This window comes from Alicyclobacillus dauci (genome assembly GCF_026651605.1).
Lineage (GTDB): Bacteria > Bacillota > Bacilli > Alicyclobacillales > Alicyclobacillaceae > Alicyclobacillus > Alicyclobacillus dauci.
Window position 1 is genome coordinate 773,243 of the sequence record NZ_CP104064.1, and the last position, 17,986, is coordinate 791,228.

The following is a 17,986-nucleotide window of genomic DNA, read 5'->3' on the forward strand; positions in this document are numbered from 1 at the left end:
AGGTTAACGTAACCGGGAAGTATAGATGGAGTAACTGTTTAGGCGGTTATGAAGTCAAAACGGTGAAGTTAGAAAGAGCGCACGGAGGATGCCTAGGCGCCAAGAGCCGAAGAAGGACGGGGCGAACACCGAAATGCCACGGGGAGCTGTAAGCGAGCATTGATCCGTGGATGTCCGAATGGGGAAACCTGCTAGTGAGAAGCGCTAGTACCGTACAGTGAATACATAGCTGTGCGGAGGCAACCGAGGGAACTGAAACATCTAAGTACCTCGAGGAAAAGAAAGCGAACGCGATTCCGTAAGTAGTGGCGAGCGAAAGCGGAGAAGCCTAAACCGTATACGTGGTACAGACTGCAGTCGATGCGTATGCGGGGTCGAGGGGCTGTAAGTGGGGACCTGCAGGGAACCAACTGGAAAGAATCCATAGGAGAACGGCATGGGAAGGCCGGCCATAGACGGTGAGAGCCCGGTAACTGAAATGGATTGTGGAAAGTGATACAGACCCCAAGTACTGCGGGACACGAGGAATCCCGTGGGAATCTGGGAGGACCACCTCCTAAGGCTAAATACTCCTTGGCGACCGATAGCGGATAGTACCGTGAGGGAAAGGTGAAAAGGACCGCGGGAGCGGAGTGAAATAGAACCTGAAACCGTGTGCTTACAAGCAGTCGGAGCATGCATGACATGTGACGGCGTGCCTTTTGTAGAATGAACCGGCGAGTGATGATGGCAAGCAAGGTTAAGGCGAAGGAGCCGAAGCCGAAGCGAAAGCGAGTCTGAACAGGGCGAATCAGTTTGTCGTCATCGACCCGAAACCGGGTGATCTACCCCTGGTCAGGGTGAAGTGCGGGTAACACCGCATGGAGGCCCGAACCCACTGGCGTTGAAAAGCCAGGGGATGAACTGGGGGTAGGGGAGAAATTCCAATCGAACCCGGAGATAGCTGGTTCTCCCCGAAATAGCTTGAGGGCTAGCGTCAGGGAATGAGAAGTGGAGGTAGAGCACTGATTGGGTGCGGGGCCCGCGAGGGTTACCAAGCTCAGTCAAACTGCGAATGCCACTTTGTCGAAGAACCTGGCAGTCAGACTACGAGTGATAAGACCCGTGGTCAAGAGGGAAACAGCCCAGACCAACAGCTAAGGTCCCAAAGTACTGGTTCAGTGGGGAACGATGTGGCGTTGCACAGACAACCAGGATGTTGGCTTAGAAGCAGCCACCATTTAAAGAGTGCGTAATAGCTCACTGGTCGAGTGCCGCTGCGCGGAAAATGTAACGGGGCTAAACCAGACACCGAAGCTATGGATGGAAACATGGTAGGGGAGCGTTCCATTTGCGGGGAAGCTGTGCTGGAAGGCATGGTGGAGCGGATGGAAGTGAGAATGCCGGTATGAGTAGCGAAAAGACAAGTGAGAATCTTGTCCGCCGAAAGCCCAAGGTTTCCTGGGGAAGGCTCGTCCGCCCAGGGTAAGTCGGGACCTAAGGCGAGGCCGAAAGGCGTAGTCGAAGGACAACAGGTTGAAATTCCTGTACCACCGCGGAGCGTTTGAGCGAAGGGGTAACGCAGGAGGCTGAAGGAAGCGGCCGGATGGAAGAGGCCGTCCAAGCAGTGAGCGTGGAGTGTAGGGAAATCCGCATTCTGTGAAGCGTGAGCTGTGATGGGGAGCGAAGAACAGTAGCGAAGTCCTGTAAGTCACACTGCCGAGAAAAGCCTCTAGTGAGTGAAGTGGTGCCCGTACCGGAAACCGACACAGGTGGGCGCGTGGAGAACACGAAGGCGCGCGGGAGAACTCTCGTTAAGGAACTCGGCAAAATGGCCCCGTAACTTCGGGAGAAGGGGCGCTTCGAGAGAAGCCGCAGTGAAAAGGCCCAAGCGACTGTTTAGCAAAAACACAGGTCTCTGCGAAGCCGAAAGGCGAAGTATAGGGGCTGACGCCTGCCCGGTGCTGGAAGGTTAAGAGGAGGGGTTAGGGAAACCGAAGCTCCGAATTGAAGCCCCAGTAAACGGCGGCCGTAACTATAACGGTCCTAAGGTAGCGAAATTCCTTGTCAGGTAAGTTCTGACCCGCACGAAAGGCGTAACGACTTGGGCGCTGTCTCAACGAGAGACCCGGTGAAATTGTAATACCTGTGAAGATGCAGGTTACCCGCGGTTAGACGGAAAGACCCCGTGGAGCTTGACTGTAGCTTGATATGGGATACGGGTACGTCATGTACAGGATAGGTGGGAGACAGAGAAGCTTGGGCGCCAGCCTGAGTGGAGTCGGCGTTGGGATACCACCCTTGAGGTACTTGTGTTCTAACCTAGGACCATAAGCTGGTTCGGGGACAGTGTCAGGTGGACAGTTTGACTGGGGCGGTCGCCTCCAAAAGAGTAACGGAGGCGCCCAAAGGTTCCCTCAGCGCGGATGGAAATCGCGCGGTGCGTGTAAAGGCAAAAGGGAGCTTGACTGCGAGACGGACAGGTCGAGCAGGGACGAAAGTCGGGCTTAGTGACCCGGTGGCACCGAGTGGAAGGGCCATCGCTCAACGGATAAAAGCTACCCCGGGGATAACAGGCTGATCTCCCCCAAGAGTTCACATCGACGGGGAGGTTTGGCACCTCGATGTCGGCTCATCGCATCCTGGGGCTGAAGTCGGTCCCAAGGGTTGGGCTGTTCGCCCATTAAAGCGGTACGCGAGCTGGGTTCAGAACGTCGTGAGACAGTTCGGTCCCTATCTGCCGCGGGCGCAGGATACGTGAGAGGGTTCGTCCTTAGTACGAGAGGACCGGGATGAACCGACCGCTGGTGTACCAGTTGTTTCGCCAGAAGCATAGCTGGGTAGCCAAGTCGGGAAAGGATAAGCGCTGAAAGCATCTAAGCGCGAAGCCAGCCTCAAGATAACGTATCCCATCCGGATAACGGAGTAAGACCCCTTGAAGAAGACAAGGTAGATCGGTCTGGAGTGGAAGCGTAGTGATACGTGGAGCGGACAGATACGAATCGGTCGAGGGCTTCACCAGAACAGAGAGGTTGTTCCATAGTTCAGAAGCAAGGACCACAAACTGTAGCGAAAGCTGCGGTACATAGGGCGAAACCGAGGAAGAAGTATCGTTTAAGGTACAAGATGCCTTGGTGGAGGGATCGAACGAAGCGTTCTGCAGCCCGTAAGGGCGAAGCCAGCGTAGAGAGAGCCCGGAGCCCAAGCAGTCTGGTGGCCATAGCGGAGGGGAAACACCCGTACCCATACCGAACACGGACGTGAAGACCTCCAGCGCCAAGGATACTTGGAGGGAGACCTCCTGGGAAAGTAGGACGTTGCCAGGCGAGAGAGAAAGAGCCCTTGAGGGAGCAGAGAATGCTGCCTTGAGGGCTCTTTTGTTTTGTTGTACGGGGAAGGTGATGAGGGGACCGACTAACGTGTTTTTTACAATAGAAACAAAATAAAATTAGAAAGGCCGCATGAAGATGCGAGCCTTCATTCGGGGATGCATGGAATAGGAGACTGCTAGTCCGCTCTTTGAAAACATGTCGTCACCCGAAACTGAGTAAAGGAATGGGATTCCCTTCTGCGGCAATTTGCTACTGATCAGATGCCTGGACAGCCCCAACAAGGGTGTCCTGGTACGTTGTTTGAGCTGGGGCAGAGGCAAAATGCCGAACAAGGCCACGCTGGTACCTTAGCAAACCCCCGTGTCCCGTCCTTGTATTCGCTCACACATATCATATTTATTTACAGGCTTGGACCCTACATCAAAGAGAAAGTCCGCATTCCATGTGTATGGATCAGGGGACTCCCAGTCCGTTGTTGAGCACATGTCGTCACCCGACGTGGACTAGAGGACCACGGTGCCGTTATGCGGCCATTTTCTACCGAACCGCTGCCTACCACCCACAACAACGGACTGCTGGTGCCTTGTGTGCTTCTGACCAGAGGCAAAATGCCCAACAACGGAACACCGGCACCTTAGCGCTGCCCGCAGCGCCGTTCGCCCACCCCCACGCCTGCGGCGCCGCCGCGACCCGAACCTCCCCCATGCCCCATACCCGCCTTCACCTCGCTCCCGAATCAATCTCCTTCAGTGCCTCACACAACTCCCGATACACCGACACCTGCTCAGCCAGCTTCAGGCGCACTAGACCGCTTGTTCCAGGTGCTACAAAGAACCTGGTTCGCAAGTTGGGGATATCATGCTCCGTCCAACCCCAGCCCGACTTTTGACGGCGGGAGAAGTGGTGGTATACACCCTTGCCTACAAAGCATGCAAATGTGGGTTGATAGGTTGTCAGGGTGTGAAGGAGACGGACAGCGCCGTCTCGGTATTCTGCTGTAGTGAGATCGCTTGCTCGTGGCGTTGGGCGTTTCACTAGATTGGTGAATCCAAAGTCGTAGTCGTCGAACAAAATTCGGCTTTCCGACGGTGTGAATAACCGTGATGTGAACCCTGCTTCATAGAGGATCCGGTAGAATCGGTTGTTTGGGCCGGCATAGTTCCAGCCAGTCTCAGCTGACTTTGGAGACGGATTGAATCCAATAAAGAGCAGTTTCAGGTTTTGTTTAAGCAATTCGGTGGTCATAGACCTCAGAACTCCCTTGGGCGCGTACATGCCGTAAATAGTCGATCCTACCAGCCTCGTGTGCCCGGAAGTTTCTTCACTAGCAGAACATAACGGCACGGTTTACTGGGGCAACTGGTAGCAGGCCAACAGCGAATGGTGGAGAAATACAACTTACGTATCCCTGCGGATCCTACCACAGCGGAGGCATTTCCAAAGTACGTACTTTTTTGTGACTTACCGAAGATAGTGTAAACCAGATGATGGAGGCATATCACATGAAACTGAGATACGTTCGTGATTCCGACTACAATCAAGTTCGTGGCGCACTGAATGACTGGTGGGGCGGTCGGCAAATGACGCATCTGTTGCCGAGATTGTTTTTTGAGCACTTTCAGCGGACGAGTCTTGTCATTGAGGAGGGCGACGTGATCGTGGCGTTTCTCGTCGGTTTCGTCTCACAAACGCATCAAAACGAGGCATACATACACTTTGTGGGCGTCCACCCGGACTACCGTAGGGACGGGTTAGGGCGCAGGCTGTACGAGACGTTTTTTGATACAGTGCGTCATTTCGGCTGCGATACCGTGCGGTGTATCACGTCGCCCGTCAACACTGGATCGATTGCCTACCATGAGCGCATGGGGTTCACGACGTCCTTCGTGAAGGACTACGCGGGGCCAGGGGAGGATCGCGTTTTGTTTGTGAAACATATTTCCCAAGAATAACCCCTGCGTACGTGCGATGAATAGGATGTGACTGGCACGGGGAGACATATGAGAAAGGCGACAGAGTCACCCCTGTCGCCTTTCGTTGATCTAAACCAGCTCACAAATCCAGGTACAGATGGAATTCATGCGGATGTGGACGCTGGTTGAGTGGTTCGATCTCGGTGGATCGTTTCAACTGAATCCAACTTTGGATGAAGTCCTTTGTGAATACACCACCCTGCAGGAGGAATTCGTGGTCTTCCTCGAGGGAAGCGAGTACGCTTTCGAAGGATGACGGGACGGCGCGGATTTTGGCTCTCTCGGTGGCGGGGAGATCATAAATGTTTTTGTCGAGTGGGCCGAAGCCGAGCTCCGTTGGTTCGAGTTGTTGGCGAATACCGTCGATCCCGGCCATCAGCATCGCTGCGAATGCGATATACGGATTCGCGGTCGCGTCCGGTGTGCGGAATTCAATGCGGGCTGACTTTGGTGAGATGTTCGCCACGGGTACGCGAACGGCTGCACTGCGGTTGCCCTTGGAGAAAACAAGATTCACTGGTGCTTCGAACCCTGGGACAAGGCGCCGATAGGAGTTGGTACTCGGGTTCGAGAACGCCAGCAGGCTTGGTGCATGGAGGAGGATGCCGGCGATATAGTGGCGGGCGAGATCGCTTAAGTGTGCATAGCCGGTTTCGTCGTAGAACAAGGGAATGTCGCCGTTGAAGAGGCTCTGGTGGACGTGCATGCCGGAGCCATTGTCACCGTACAGCGGTTTTGGCATGAACGTGGCAACTTTGCCGTGGCGACGAGCGACTTGGCGAACGATGTATTTGTACAGCATCGTGTTGTCTGCTGTTTTGGTTAGCGTGTCAAAGCGGAAGTTGATTTCCGATTGTCCAGCGGTGGCAACTTCGTGGTGATGGCGCTCGATGCGAATGCCAGCGGCCATCAGTTCCTTGACCATGTCTGTGCGGATGTCGTGGAGCGCGTCGGTCGGAGGAACGGGGAAGTATCCACCTTTCGGCTTTACTTTGTAGGCGAGGTTCGGTCCGTCTTGTGCGCTGCCGGAGTTCCAAGCCGCTTCTTCTGAGTCGATGAAGTAGAAAGATGATTCTTGCCCGGACTGGAAGCGAACGTCGTCAAAGATGAAAAACTCGAGTTCTGGTCCAAAAAATGCTGTTTCGGCGATCCCGGCTTGCTTCAAATAGCTTTCCGCTTTTTCGGCGATATAGCGTGGGTCTCTGTCATATCTTGTACCGTTGGGATCGAACACTTGGCAGTGAAGGGAAAGGGTGGGGACGCTGAAGAAGGGATCGACGTATGCGGTGTCTAGGATGGGCCGCATGATCATGTCGCTGTCTTCAATGCTGCGAAAGCCCTGAATACTCGATCCGTCGAACGGCGTGCCAACTTCGAGGAGTTCGTCCGTGACTTCAACGGCTGGAATGGTAACATGGTGTTGACGACCGGCGGGATCGACAATGCGTAAGTCCACCATTTCGATTTGGTGCGATTTGATGAGATCGAAAACGTCCTGCGTGTTCACGGCTCACACTCCTAAGTCTGTGACTTTTTCTCTGTATAACGGTTGAATAAACTGTTTTCGATCATAGGAGTTTAAACAAAATTGCGTCAACCCGTTTTGTTAACTTTCCTGACATGGAATATGACATTTTTGCGTTGGAGGGAAATTTATGCAGAGAGCGATCACGTTAACGGTAGAAGGACTCACACTTCGAGGCATGGAACATGTCCCAGAACGCGCCACCGAAAGCCCAGTTCCGGCCGTCATCTTGTTCCATGGATATACGGGGACGAAACTGGAGCCGCACAGAAGTTTTCTAAAGATCAGTCGCGCTCTGGAAACGAAGGGGATTGCTTCGTTTCGGTTTGACTTCGCTGGAAGTGGAGAAAGTGACGGGGATTTCGAGAATATGACGGCATCCAGCGAGATCCGTGACGCGAAGGCCATTCTTCAGATGGTCAAACGCGACCCGCGCATCGAGTCCGACAAGGTGACACTGCTGGGCCTCAGCATGGGTGGATTTGTGGCCGGAATTACGGCTGGCGATTTGCCGAATGACGTGGATAAGCTTATTCTTCTGGCGCCGGCGGGAAATTTCCGCGATCTCGTGCAGTACAAGATGTCCCAGGCCGGCATTCGATCCGATGACCAAATCTTTGACGACGGCGGCAATCTGGTGGGGCGAGGACTGTATGAGGACGTCATCCAAATCGACGGTTTTGGCCGCGCGAAGCCGTTTCGCGGTCCGGTGCTGCTCATACACGGCACCAAGGACGAGGCCGTGCCTTATTCGGTTTCTGAAAAATATGCTTCGGACGTGTATGGGGATCGTGCTATACTACGCCTAATTGACGGCGCCGATCACACCTTCAACAGCCACGCATGGGAGTCACAAGTAATTGCGCACATCCTAGATTTCATGACAACTTGACCCGAGGAGTCTCACGTGATGAACAGTCGGCTACTGGTTAAACTCTACAGCGTCCTTCCGCGTACGGTCACCGCGCGCGTCGTGCGACTGTTGAAGCCTACGTACAACATTGGTGTCGTGGCGCTTGTTTTTGATTCGGAAGGGCGCATTTTGGTGCTTCGCCACACGTATCATCGGCCTGACTGGCGGCTTCCGGGGGGATTAATGGAGCGCGGCGAGAGTCCAGAAGAGGTGGCTGTACGCGAAGTGATGGAGGAGGCATACTGCCGGATCGAGGCACCCATTGTGCTGGACGCCATGCACGAGGCGCACACGTTTGACGTTGCCGTGCTGGCGCGATTAGTCGACGAGTTTCCGTTTGAGCCGAACGCGGAGATCGATGAGAGAAAATGGGTGCGCGCGGAGGATTTGCCCGCCTTGCCGAGTTCACATCTACGATTTATCCGCCGCGCCATATCCATGATGCAATGAGGAGACACGCTGGTTGAGGAGGAGAAGTTGTGAGTAAAATTTTTGTCCTCGGTGCTGGTGCCATGGCCGAGTCATTCATTAAAGGCGTCTTACAGAAGCATGTCGTTTCACCGTCAGACATTACGGTGATCAATCGGAATCGTCCCGAGCGCCTGAATGAACTTAGACGCGATTACGGTATCCGGCCGGCCGAGTCGATAGCCGACGCGGAGGACTCGGAAGTCATTATTGTATCGGTTAAGCCGTACGACGTGCGTGATGCCCTGAAAGAACTATCACCGTTTTTACACGGTCAAACGCTGATTTCGTTTGCCGCAGGCATTCCCATCGCGTTCATGGACCGTGTTGTGGAAGGCCGTGCTCAAGTCATTCGCACCATGCCAAACGTGCCAGTGGCCGTTTTAGAGGGGGCCATCGCCATGGCTGTGAGTGAACGGGTAGGTGCCGATCAGCTCGAACGTGCAAAACAATTACTCAGACAAATCGGAACAGTTGTTGAATTAGATGAGGAATTGATGGATGCAGCAACAGCGTTCTCCGGAAGCGGGCCTGGCTTCGTCAGCTATTTTCTGGAGGCCATGGAGCAGGCGGCTGTAGAGTTGGGCTTTTCCGCGACCATGGCGCGACAACTCCTCATTCAGACGGTGGTCGGTACAGCAAAGGTGCTCGAAGAGTGGCGTCTCAGTCCCACGGATTTGCGCGAGCGAGTGACATCGCCAAACGGTACAACCCACGCTGGACTTGCTGTCCTCAACGAAAGTGGGATGCGAGAAGCGATTCTCGAAGCCCTAACTCAAGCCGCCAAGCGATCACGCGAAATGGGCGAAGAATACACAAGCGAATGATCTGGTATCGCGTCTATTTATGCTCTGTATTTCCGTGAATGAGATCGATGACGTGGTGCAGGACAGGCTCGACTACTTCGAAGCACTGGGCCACTGCCTTTGGACTACCCGGAAAGTTCACGATGAGCGTTGTGCCACGCACACCAACAACCTGGCGTGAAGTCATCGCGAGTGGGGTCTTCTCGATGGACTTTGCCCGCATGGCTTCGGCCATCCCAGGAATTTGCCGTTCGATCACGCCGAGCGTCGCCTCAGGCGTCACATCCCGCGGGCCGAGTCCAGTACCGCCGGTTGTCACGACGAGATCGACGCCGGGTGTCGCAGCATGCCGCTGGAACGCAGCGACGAGCATGGCTTGCACGTCAGGCAGTACTTCGCGCTCCGCCACTGTGAACCCCGCTGTCTCCACAAGTTGCGCGAGGAGATCTCCGCTTTTATCCTCACGAGAACCACTATGAACCCCATCGCTAACGGTTATGACGACTGCTTTGCGATCCGTCATCGTTACGAACCCCCTCTATACGCTTCGACACGATAGTGATCACAGGATACCACAATACCTCGTCATTCTTCGCCGTCAGCGGAAGAATGGGGCTGTGTGTGGCGAGGCCCACGGTTGCAAAAAGAAAGGGCCGGGCAAATGCCCAGCCGTAGAGGTATCTAGTGCGTACAACGATTTACAGTTCGTCAGCAGCGTGTGGCGGGAGGACCCATATCGCAAAATGTTGCTCCCCTGCACGAACCTTTATGTTCGATTTCGCTTCACTTTGCATCTTTCCTGCACCGCGATTCATGAAGAATATTGTGGGATTTAAGATCTGTTCTCCTAAAATCTATAAAGATTCGACTGGATTCACATCATTTTCGACAAAATATGAATCATAAACGGGAACGTTGTCGATTAAGTTTGTAAACATACTGTTTTTATGGACATATGTACGATATGCGTCGAGTGCTGCCTGCATGTAGATCCTAGATTCTTCCGTAAATCCGTCACGTTGTTCTAAGATATTCGCCATGCATTCTGCGGAAAGTGCGCGTAAAATGTGGTGATTTTGTCCTTCGGTGAGGTCGAATGCCTTTTTGGCTTCAGCAATTTTCTCGTCGACATCGTCCAGCAGTTTAACGTGTAACAAGTACAGTTGTGCCAAAGTGTGGACGTCGTGAGCTTCGAGTGCTGCCCGAATACCAGGTTTAACGTTCTCACGTGCTTCACTAAGGTTCCCCTGTTTCATAGCAAGATAGACTTTTATACGAGAAATTTCCGCCTTACAAAGGTAGTCTAGTTCGTCCACACTATCTATAGCGAGAGAAATATTGTGCTTTGCTTCCTCGACGTCACCAAGAAGTGAGCAGACCTCAGCTAGGGTAATATGAACTCTGCTTTCGTCAGCAACTTTGAACCCCCATCGGTGCACGATATCATAGGACGTGGTCAGTGTCTGTTTTGCTTCCTCTAGACGGCCCAACCTGGTTTGAATCGCTCCCAATAGTGCTAACGCCGTACCTTGACTGACAAAATCGTTCATTCGGTGAAAAATATCGACTGCCTGGGAGGCGTACCAGACAGCAAGAACTTGAATGTCCAAATACGAATAAGCATACCCAAGATTATAATTTAATTTTCCCTTCATCTGGTCCGACAACAAATCTGCAAGGGTCTCGGCTTGTTTTAGCCACCGTTCTGCCTCAGAATATCGGTTTTGGTAGAGGAGACTACTACCGAGGTAAAAATATGCTTCTGCTTTCGGCCCAGGCCGATGAACATGATGAATAATTAGATGGCATAATTCATCTACCTGTTCGAAATGCCGTGTGTAATAATAGTGATGACAAAGTTGCGACGCAATTCTCTCGTGCGCAGGCTGCCATCTCCCTCGATGATTTACTAAAATTGATTTTAAATCTTCTTCGTTGTGAGATGTCACATTGAAGTCGGCTATTGTATTGTTTTCGAGACTCTCAGCGTAACTTTTGAGAACCTCATCTTCGAGTCGAACGGCAATGACCCGCAGTACGTCGGGAAGTGGAAGTTGTCTGCCACTCTCAATGAGACTGATCATTGACTGGCTACCAACCCCAGTTGCGAGTTCAGCTTGAGACAGATTGCGCGTCTTACGTTGTTCCCGAACTCTATGGCCGATGACGAGGGATAGAAATTCACGTTCAGCTTCTGTCACTCGTACTACCTCCTTTAATTATCTTTAGAAGGGATGCGTTGATTCATGAAAAAACATCACATCATCTATGGTTCGGCCATCGCTGTCGCTGCAGCAATTCTTATCGGCACCGGTTTTCAACCCAATGCAATTCCACCAACACCGATGTTCTTCCTGAACCTTCTAGGTTTCTAATTTACTTGGAAAGCCGCAGGCCCCGTGCTTGCGGCTTTTCTATATCCACATCTGTGTATTTTTGATGTTAACCTACGAAACCGTTTTATGAGTCAGTTTGTTTTTCTCTACGAACCCCGTAAATTCCTCCGAGTTTAGTCGAACTTATTTCCCAAAACGTAAAGTGGGACATCCAAAACTTGATTGTCAATGTCCTGCGACTTGGTGCTATGATGGTTGCACATACATAGTCAAAATCGAGTCGTGGAGGGCATAGCATTGACACAACATCGGAATGCGATCGAAGTTTATCGCAACTGGGTCGCCCAGACATATTTGCCTTCTGATTTGAAGGCCGAGATCGAAAGCATAGCGGGAAATGAAGAAGAAATCGAATCGCGGTTTGGCCTCGACTTGGACTTTGGTACAGGTGGCTTGAGGGGCGTCATGGGCGCCGGGCTAAATCGGATGAACATATATACGGTCCGGCGGGCAACACGGGCGCTGGCTGAGCATGTGAAGACAAAAGGATCGGAATGGGTGGAAAAGGGGGTTGCGATTGGTTATGATTGTCGCCATAATTCGCAGCTGTTTGCGAAAATTGCCGGTGGTACCCTTGCGGGAGCTGGTGTGAAAGCGTATGTATCACCAGTGCTCTGTCCCACGCCCGAACTTTCGTGGGCTGTAAGGCATTTGAAAGCTGCTGCTGGCATTATGATCACGGCAAGTCACAACCCGCCAGAGTACAACGGGTTCAAAGCATACAACGAACACGGTGGTCAGATTCTTGAGGACGATGCATTGGATATTCGTACGCGCATGTTGGCTATTGAGAACGTGTTCGAGATTCCTTCACTGACAGAAGAAGAGGCTGTGGCGTCGGGATTGTTTATTTCTACGCCCATTGATGTGCGACTCTCGTACTTGGAGGAAGTTGTACGGCGAGTGCGCAATGATGGGATTGATGATGCGGGTCGCCGGAGCGTCCATGTCGTCTACACGCCGCTGCATGGAACGGGTCTCGTTCCAGTGGAGGAGACGCTTGCCCGTGCCGGGTACGCGAATGTGCATGTTGTACCGGAGCAGGCGCAACCAGATGGCGATTTTTCAACAGTGAAAAGTCCGAATCCGGAAGAATCGGAAGCGCTTGAGATGGGGATCGCGGCGGCCAAGGTCAGAGGTGCGGATTTAGTGATGGGGACGGATCCGGATGCGGATCGGGTCGGTATTGCTGTTCGCACGAAGGACGATGATTTTCGTTTGCTGACAGGGAACCAGGTCGGGGCGCTGTTGGTGGACTATTTTGTGACGCTGCGGAAAAACAGCGGATCGAACAATGCAGCCATGGTGTTTAAGACGATTGTGACGTCGGATTTCGGTGCAGACATCGCAAAGCGTGCTGGTTTTGCTGTAGAGGATACGTTGACTGGGTTTAAGTATATTGGGGATCGAATTACAGCTTATGAGCAGACTGGCGAATATGAGCTGCTCGTAGGATACGAAGAGAGCTATGGTTACCTTGTGTCGCCAATTGTCCGCGATAAGGACGCCGTTCAGACGTGTCTGGCCATTTGCGAGATGGTCGCTTATCACAAGGGACAGGGAAAGACGTTGGTGGATCGGCTCGAGGAGCTATATGCGGAGTTTGGTTATCACGCTGAAAAACTTCTCAGTGTCGGATTGTCTGGGCTAGATGGTGTGGAACGAATGCATCGGGCGTTGGACGGATTGCGTCGTCAACCTGTTTCTGTTCCGGGGCTGGAACTGGAGTATGTGGAGGATTATTTGACTGGCAAACGTCAATTTGCGCAGGCGGATGGTCCAGAGGAACGCCTGACATTGCCGAAATCGGACGTGCAAAAGTTTGTTTTTGCCGGTGGGCACTGGGCGGCAGTGCGCCCGTCCGGGACGGAGCCCAAAATGAAAGTCTACGCGGCGGCAACGGGGCGTGACGCGGAAGAATGTGAGAATGTGCTTGAGCGGATCGTGCAAGCGGTCGAAGCCCGTATTCGCGTGTAATGATCGCGATAGACTGCGGTTGAGGGGACTGCTCTACGGCAGTCGCTGAATATGAAATAGGAATCGAAGAGGATGTCCCGAAAGTGTACTGCACTTACGGGGCATCCTCTTGTTTGTGGAGGAACCGGGCGGTTCTCGAGTATAGAGATGTGGGCGGGTAATAAGGCGGGATATAAGCACACGTTTGTTTCTCCCACAATTTTGACGCTGACACCCTGTTCGGTTAGACTCTTACTTATCCCGAAAGACGAAACATTTCAGAAACGAAGGATTTTGTCCTGTCCTTCATAAGAGGTGGGGCATTTGGAATCATGGAAACGTACGCTTTTCATTTTGTGGATCGCGAATTTTTGTGCAGCCGCCGGAATGAGTCTAATCATTCCATTTCTTCCTCTCTACATTGAGAAACTTGGTATACATAGTGAACAAGGAATCGCGCACTGGTCCAGTTGGGTGTTTGCGGCGCAATTTCTGACTTCATTTATCTTTCAGCCTATCTGGGGTGCCTTTGCGGATAAGCACGGGCGCAAAGTGATGTTGTTGCGGGCCGGCTTTGGCATGGGGATTATTACGGCTTTGATGGGCTTGGTCACGGCGCCTTGGGAACTGCTGGCTTTGCGGTTCATCAACGGCGTTTTTTCCGGGTTTATCGCCATGGCTGTCTCCCTTATGGCATCCGTCGCACCGGAAGATAAGGCAGGACGAGCGTTGGGGACCTTGCAGACGGGGCAAGTGAGTGGATCGCTCATTGGGCCGCTAATCGGCGGATTACTTGCCGAGGCATTCGGTTATAATGGCGTCTTCTTCTTCACCGGCGGAATGCTCCTTGTGGCGAGCATCGTCGTTCTGCTGTTCGTACATGAGAAGCCGCACACCAAGGCACAGATCGCAAAGAAGCAAAGAGCGGGGTGGAAGGAGATTCTGCCCCTTTGGCCCGTCTTCTTAGCCACGTTCATGACGCAACTGGGTATGATGAGCATCGAGCCAATTGTCACGCTCTTCACCAGAAGTATTTACCATGGGGCACATTTGTCTATTATCGCGGGCCTGGTAGTGGCGACGAGCGGTATTGCCAACCTGATCGGTACGCCGACATTGGGACGCATCGGCGACAGAGTGGGGCAGAAGAAGATTCTCGTTCTGGCACTGGTCTGTGCGGCTTTGGCTTTTCTCCCGCAAGCCCTGGCGTACAGTCTTGGTGTCCTGTTGGCCGGCCGGTTTCTATTGGGGTTGTTCCTCGGAGGGATGCAGCCATCGCTGCAGGTCTTGGTGCGCAAACTGGCTCCAGAGCACGTACAAGCCACGGCGTTTGGCGTGAACTCGAGTGCACTGTTCTTCGGAAACCTCATTGGTCCCTTAGTTGGTGGCAGTGTTGCTGCCGCTTTCAGCATTCGATCCGTCTTCTACGTAACGATGGCACTTCTCCTCGCGAATGCTTTGGTCGTGACGTTCAACCGCCGACTGGATACGCCGGTGAAAGGCAGGGCGAAACTGTCTTCATAGGAGGCCGGATGCCCGCTTGAGTCGGCGTGGCGCGTGTGTAACGCGTGTGTAACTGGGCTGGCGGTGGCGTGCCGCGCGGGGAAGCGTGTTCGGTGGAGGATGTCGGAGTGCCGTGCGGGGACGCGTGTGTCGGTGGAGGCTGTCGGCGTGGCGCGTGGGGACGCGTTTTCGGTGGAGCTGTCGGTGCCGCGTAGGGAGCGGAGTTTTATGCCTTTAATGCACTTTTAACCCGCTCCAAGAGACAAACAAGATACCTGATGTCCTCTATCCCCACCATTACTTGCGTTAGATTCTCCGAGTTGACCCAATAGCGGTACCGCATTCCTTTAGTCAATCTTGCGTATTCACGATCCGCCTAGAACGGACTGAAAGTAACCTATTCCAAGCTCGCTGGTTCTCCGGTTCTCCGGTTCTCCGGTTCTCCGGTTCTCCGGTTCTCCGGTTCTCCGGGCCACCGGGCCACCGGGCCACCGGGCCACCCGCTTGTACACCCTCTCCCCCCAGGTACCGCTCGATCCCGCTCTGGATTCTCCCCCTGCTCTCTGCACCCTGCGGGCATGCCGGACGACATCATATCGGTGTCCCTTCACAATAAATTATTGTCACACAACCATTATTCTGATTTAATCGAATATTATTTTTACTACTTCAACGCGATCGTGCGTTTGGACACAGTGACGTCGTGGCAAGACTGAAGAAAACAAGCTGAAGACATCAGGGTTCTATCCCGACGAAGAAGGTTTTGCGCATGAAGAAGACGCCAGATAAAGTGTTTCATATTTCTATCGGAATTATCGCGCTGTTCGTAACCGTTGTCTCTGTGTTGTCTATCATTTATCAAAGTCTGTCGCCGGCCATTAGCCGGTTTGTCACGACCAGTCATGTATGGTCGGGGCTGCAAGCCAGAACATCCTTCTTGGGGGGCACTGCGCAGACAATCACGAATGCGCATGCGACGCAGGTCGAGGCCACCAAGGACGGCACGCCTGTGTCAACTTCGTCGAAAGATGACGACATGCTGAAGAAAATTCACGTGGAATCCTTTGGCTCGGGCGTGACATCCAAGGATATCGATCACGTCAAGAGCCTGCTCAAGGACGTCAATTCACCCGGTCTCGTAAGTCAAACGTTAGGGTTGAAACTGATACGGCCCGTAACCATTCGCCTTGTACAGAATGCCGATTCCTATCAAAAGGCATTGATGCAACTCGGAGTCAATCCTGCTCAGTCGTCGAGCCTTTCTCGAGACACGGGCGGCTTTACACAAAACGACACCGTGCTGATACCCTTGAACCAGAATCAAAACGATCCCGATTTGGTCAACACACTCACGCACGAATTGACACACGCGTTTTTAAATCAAAACGTGGGCTCGCTGCCAAGTTGGATCAACGAGGGGATCGCGGTGTCCATGGGGATGCAGGGACAAAAGCGCGTCGAAAGCGCCGCGACATTCTCGGGCTACCAGAGACAACTTGCAGAGAATATTCTCGATGTGACCAAGTCCAACCAGTTGCAGTCCCTTACGCCGGATGAGAATGCTATCCTGTCGGGATCTTCCAGTTACGACTATGAGTTACAAGACTGGCTCGCTATGTCCGATCTCATCAAAAACCACGGAATCAAATCACTCCAGCGCTACCTCAATCTCCTGACTCGCCACATGGCGCAAGATCAGGCATTCATTGTCGCTTTCGGTGAGCGCGAAGACATTTTTAACCAACAATTCACGTCATTATTGAAAGAGGCATCGCAGACGCGGGACATGGGTGTTCAATTCCAGATGACCATTGCAAACGCATACAATGGAAATTTGGATTTCTTGCAGCACGGTGCGGATGCATGGCAAGGGGTGTGGGCCGCGCCGGGATCGTACACGGTGAAACTCAGTGCGGATGGTCAGGTGACGAGTTCACTGTCGCCAGTGGCGCCTGTCGAGGACACGAATCCGATCGACAAAGAGACCGTCTACGTCGCATTGATGCCAAAAACAAGCCAATACTGGAAAGGGCAGAAGGTCGCCGACTGCGGATTCGCATTTGATGCACATGACGGTCTATACGCGTTTGAAAATACTTGGGTTACTTTGGTGAACGGTCAGACCGTCTACCTATCGACACCAACGTTATTCGGTGTCGGCGTTGACGCTGTTCAGGAACTAAACCAACAAAACCCCATTTTGCCGCTGTTTTCGGTGGTATAGAGCGCATGACCGAGGCTTGTCCAAAATTGCACCCATGGTATGATGGAACTCAGAGATTTGGACAATGGAGGCCATAGATTTGTCCGCACAGTTACTTGCACAAGACATGGTGGATGTACTCGGCGTGCGCTTTCACCGCGTGACGAGTGCACAAGCCGTTGAAAAGATTTTGTTCTGGGTCCAAGACGGAAGCCATCATATGGTGGTGACGGCCGGGCCTGAGTTTGTCATGCAGTGTCAAGCCAGTCCAGAGCTAAGGCAGCTTGTCAACTCAGCCGATCTCGTCACGGCCGACGGCATTGGTGTCGTCTGGGCAGCCGCACAAAATGGGAGACCTGTCCCCCAACGCGTGACGGGTGTCGAACTCGTCGTCTCTGTTCTCGAGGAGGCACAGACGCGCCGCCAGCCACTTCGCACATTTATCCTCGGGGCCAGCGAAGAGTCCCTGCAGGCTTGTCTAGCCGCTCTCCGATCACGCTATCCAGACATCGTCTTCGACGGCCGCAACGGATATTTCGGGGAGCAAGAAATGGATGAAATGGCGGCCCAAGTGCGTGAGTTCGGACCGAACTTGTTTCTCGTTGGGATGGGACAACCCCGCCAAGAAAAGCTCATTCACGGAATGCTCGGTCGGCTGGAACCGTGTGTGGCCATTGGCATTGGCGGATCGATTGACGTGTGGGGTGGAACGGTAGCGAGAGCCCCACGGATGTTTCAGAAGATGAACATCGAATGGCTTTACCGCTTGGTCACACAACCAAGTCGGTGGCGACGGCAGTTGGCATTGCCAAAGTTTGCTATCACGGTGATGCGACACAAGTCGAAACATGTTGACTGACCGCTAATTCCCTTTATACTACGATATGTGTGTTTTGCAATCGGACAAGCTCCGTTTTTCTCAAAATTGGGAC

Annotated in this window: 14 protein-coding genes and 2 rRNA genes; 11 read left to right on the forward strand and 5 right to left on the reverse strand. The window is 53.0% G+C overall.

Annotated elements, in window-relative coordinates; translation table 11 throughout:
* Positions 1-61 precede the first annotated feature (61 nt).
* Positions 62-3,001 (forward strand): 23S ribosomal RNA (locus NZD86_RS03870).
* 187 nt (positions 3,002-3,188) lie between these two features.
* A 5S ribosomal RNA gene (gene rrf, locus NZD86_RS03875) occupies positions 3,189-3,305 on the forward strand.
* A 726-nt stretch (positions 3,306-4,031) separates the two neighbouring features.
* Here the strand turns inward: rrf and NZD86_RS03880 are convergent.
* Positions 4,032-4,556 carry a mismatch-specific DNA-glycosylase gene (locus NZD86_RS03880; protein WP_268045176.1) on the reverse strand — a complete coding sequence of 175 codons (525 nt, stop codon included), beginning with the start codon at positions 4,554-4,556 and terminating at the stop codon, positions 4,032-4,034.
* A 257-nt stretch (positions 4,557-4,813) separates the two neighbouring features.
* Between NZD86_RS03880 and NZD86_RS03885 the strand changes: the two genes are divergently transcribed.
* Entirely contained in the window at positions 4,814-5,263 is a 450-nt protein-coding gene (locus tag NZD86_RS03885; RefSeq protein ID WP_268045178.1) for a GNAT family N-acetyltransferase, read from the forward strand.
* Positions 5,264-5,363: 100 nt separating this feature from the next.
* On the opposite strand, the gene glnA is transcribed toward NZD86_RS03885, so the two are convergent.
* The gene (gene glnA, locus NZD86_RS03890) at positions 5,364-6,791 is read right to left on the reverse strand and encodes a type I glutamate--ammonia ligase (protein WP_268045179.1); all 1,428 of its coding nucleotides are present in this window, start codon (positions 6,789-6,791) and stop codon (positions 5,364-5,366) included.
* Positions 6,792-6,939: 148 nt separating this feature from the next.
* On the opposite strand from glnA, the gene NZD86_RS03895 reads away from it, so the two are divergent.
* The 3 genes from NZD86_RS03895 to proC are packed head-to-tail and all read left to right on the forward strand — an operon-like array spanning position 6,940 to position 9,017.
* The gene (locus NZD86_RS03895) at positions 6,940-7,701 is read left to right on the forward strand and encodes an alpha/beta hydrolase family protein (RefSeq protein WP_268045180.1); all 762 of its coding nucleotides are present in this window, start codon (positions 6,940-6,942) and stop codon (positions 7,699-7,701) included.
* A gap of 18 nt (positions 7,702-7,719) precedes the next feature.
* Entirely contained in the window at positions 7,720-8,172 is a 453-nt protein-coding gene (locus tag NZD86_RS03900) for an NUDIX hydrolase (protein ID WP_268045181.1), read from the forward strand.
* A 29-nt stretch (positions 8,173-8,201) separates the two neighbouring features.
* Positions 8,202-9,017, forward strand: coding sequence for a pyrroline-5-carboxylate reductase (proC, locus tag NZD86_RS03905; RefSeq protein WP_268045182.1), 816 nt, complete (start codon positions 8,202-8,204; stop codon positions 9,015-9,017).
* A 13-nt stretch (positions 9,018-9,030) separates the two neighbouring features.
* Here proC and NZD86_RS03910 read toward each other — a convergent pair whose 3' ends face one another.
* Complete coding sequence (locus tag NZD86_RS03910; protein WP_268045183.1) at positions 9,031-9,519, reverse strand: MogA/MoaB family molybdenum cofactor biosynthesis protein; 489 nt, start codon at positions 9,517-9,519, stop codon at positions 9,031-9,033.
* A gap of 331 nt (positions 9,520-9,850) precedes the next feature.
* Positions 9,851-11,197, reverse strand: a complete 1,347-nt coding sequence (locus NZD86_RS03915; protein WP_268045184.1) for a helix-turn-helix domain-containing protein — start codon at positions 11,195-11,197, stop codon at positions 9,851-9,853.
* A 45-nt stretch (positions 11,198-11,242) separates the two neighbouring features.
* Here NZD86_RS03915 and NZD86_RS03920 point away from each other — a divergent pair, with 45 nt between their 5' ends.
* The 3 genes from NZD86_RS03920 to NZD86_RS03930 all read left to right on the forward strand — a co-directional run bounded on the left by NZD86_RS03920 (position 11,243) and on the right by NZD86_RS03930 (position 14,872).
* Entirely contained in the window at positions 11,243-11,371 is a 129-nt protein-coding gene (locus NZD86_RS03920; protein ID WP_268045185.1) for a hypothetical protein, read from the forward strand.
* Between the two features lie 258 nt (positions 11,372-11,629).
* Complete coding sequence (locus NZD86_RS03925) at positions 11,630-13,369, forward strand: phospho-sugar mutase (RefSeq protein WP_268045186.1); 1,740 nt, start codon at positions 11,630-11,632, stop codon at positions 13,367-13,369.
* Positions 13,370-13,672: 303 nt separating this feature from the next.
* A complete protein-coding gene (locus NZD86_RS03930) occupies positions 13,673-14,872 on the forward strand; it encodes an MFS transporter (RefSeq protein WP_268045188.1) in 1,200 nt (399 codons plus the stop codon).
* A 344-nt stretch (positions 14,873-15,216) separates the two neighbouring features.
* On the opposite strand, the gene NZD86_RS03935 is transcribed toward NZD86_RS03930, so the two are convergent.
* Entirely contained in the window at positions 15,217-15,363 is a 147-nt protein-coding gene (locus tag NZD86_RS03935; RefSeq protein ID WP_268045189.1) for a hypothetical protein, read from the reverse strand.
* Between the two features lie 257 nt (positions 15,364-15,620).
* Here NZD86_RS03935 and NZD86_RS03940 point away from each other — a divergent pair, with 257 nt between their 5' ends.
* Positions 15,621-17,075, forward strand: coding sequence for a gluzincin family metallopeptidase (locus NZD86_RS03940; protein ID WP_268045190.1), 1,455 nt, complete (start codon positions 15,621-15,623; stop codon positions 17,073-17,075).
* 79 nt (positions 17,076-17,154) lie between these two features.
* Positions 17,155-17,913 carry a WecB/TagA/CpsF family glycosyltransferase gene (locus NZD86_RS03945; protein WP_268045191.1) on the forward strand — a complete coding sequence of 253 codons (759 nt, stop codon included), beginning with the start codon at positions 17,155-17,157 and terminating at the stop codon, positions 17,911-17,913.
* Positions 17,914-17,986: the final 73 nt, after the last annotated feature.

Excerpts from the sequence above, each read along its gene's own strand:
- NZD86_RS03880 (WP_268045176.1), bottom strand. The coding sequence starts at position 4,556 with ATGACCACCGAATTGCTTAAACAAAACCTGAAACTGCTCTTTATTGGA.
- NZD86_RS03885 (WP_268045178.1), top strand. The coding sequence starts at position 4,814 with ATGAAACTGAGATACGTTCGTGATTCCGACTACAATCAAGTTCGTGGC.
- NZD86_RS03895 (WP_268045180.1), top strand. The coding sequence starts at position 6,940 with ATGCAGAGAGCGATCACGTTAACGGTAGAAGGACTCACACTTCGAGGC.
- NZD86_RS03900 (WP_268045181.1), top strand. The coding sequence starts at position 7,720 with ATGAACAGTCGGCTACTGGTTAAACTCTACAGCGTCCTTCCGCGTACG.
- NZD86_RS03910 (WP_268045183.1), bottom strand. The coding sequence starts at position 9,519 with ATGACGGATCGCAAAGCAGTCGTCATAACCGTTAGCGATGGGGTTCAT.
- NZD86_RS03920 (WP_268045185.1), top strand. The coding sequence starts at position 11,243 with ATGAAAAAACATCACATCATCTATGGTTCGGCCATCGCTGTCGCTGCA.
- NZD86_RS03940 (WP_268045190.1), top strand. The coding sequence starts at position 15,621 with ATGAAGAAGACGCCAGATAAAGTGTTTCATATTTCTATCGGAATTATC.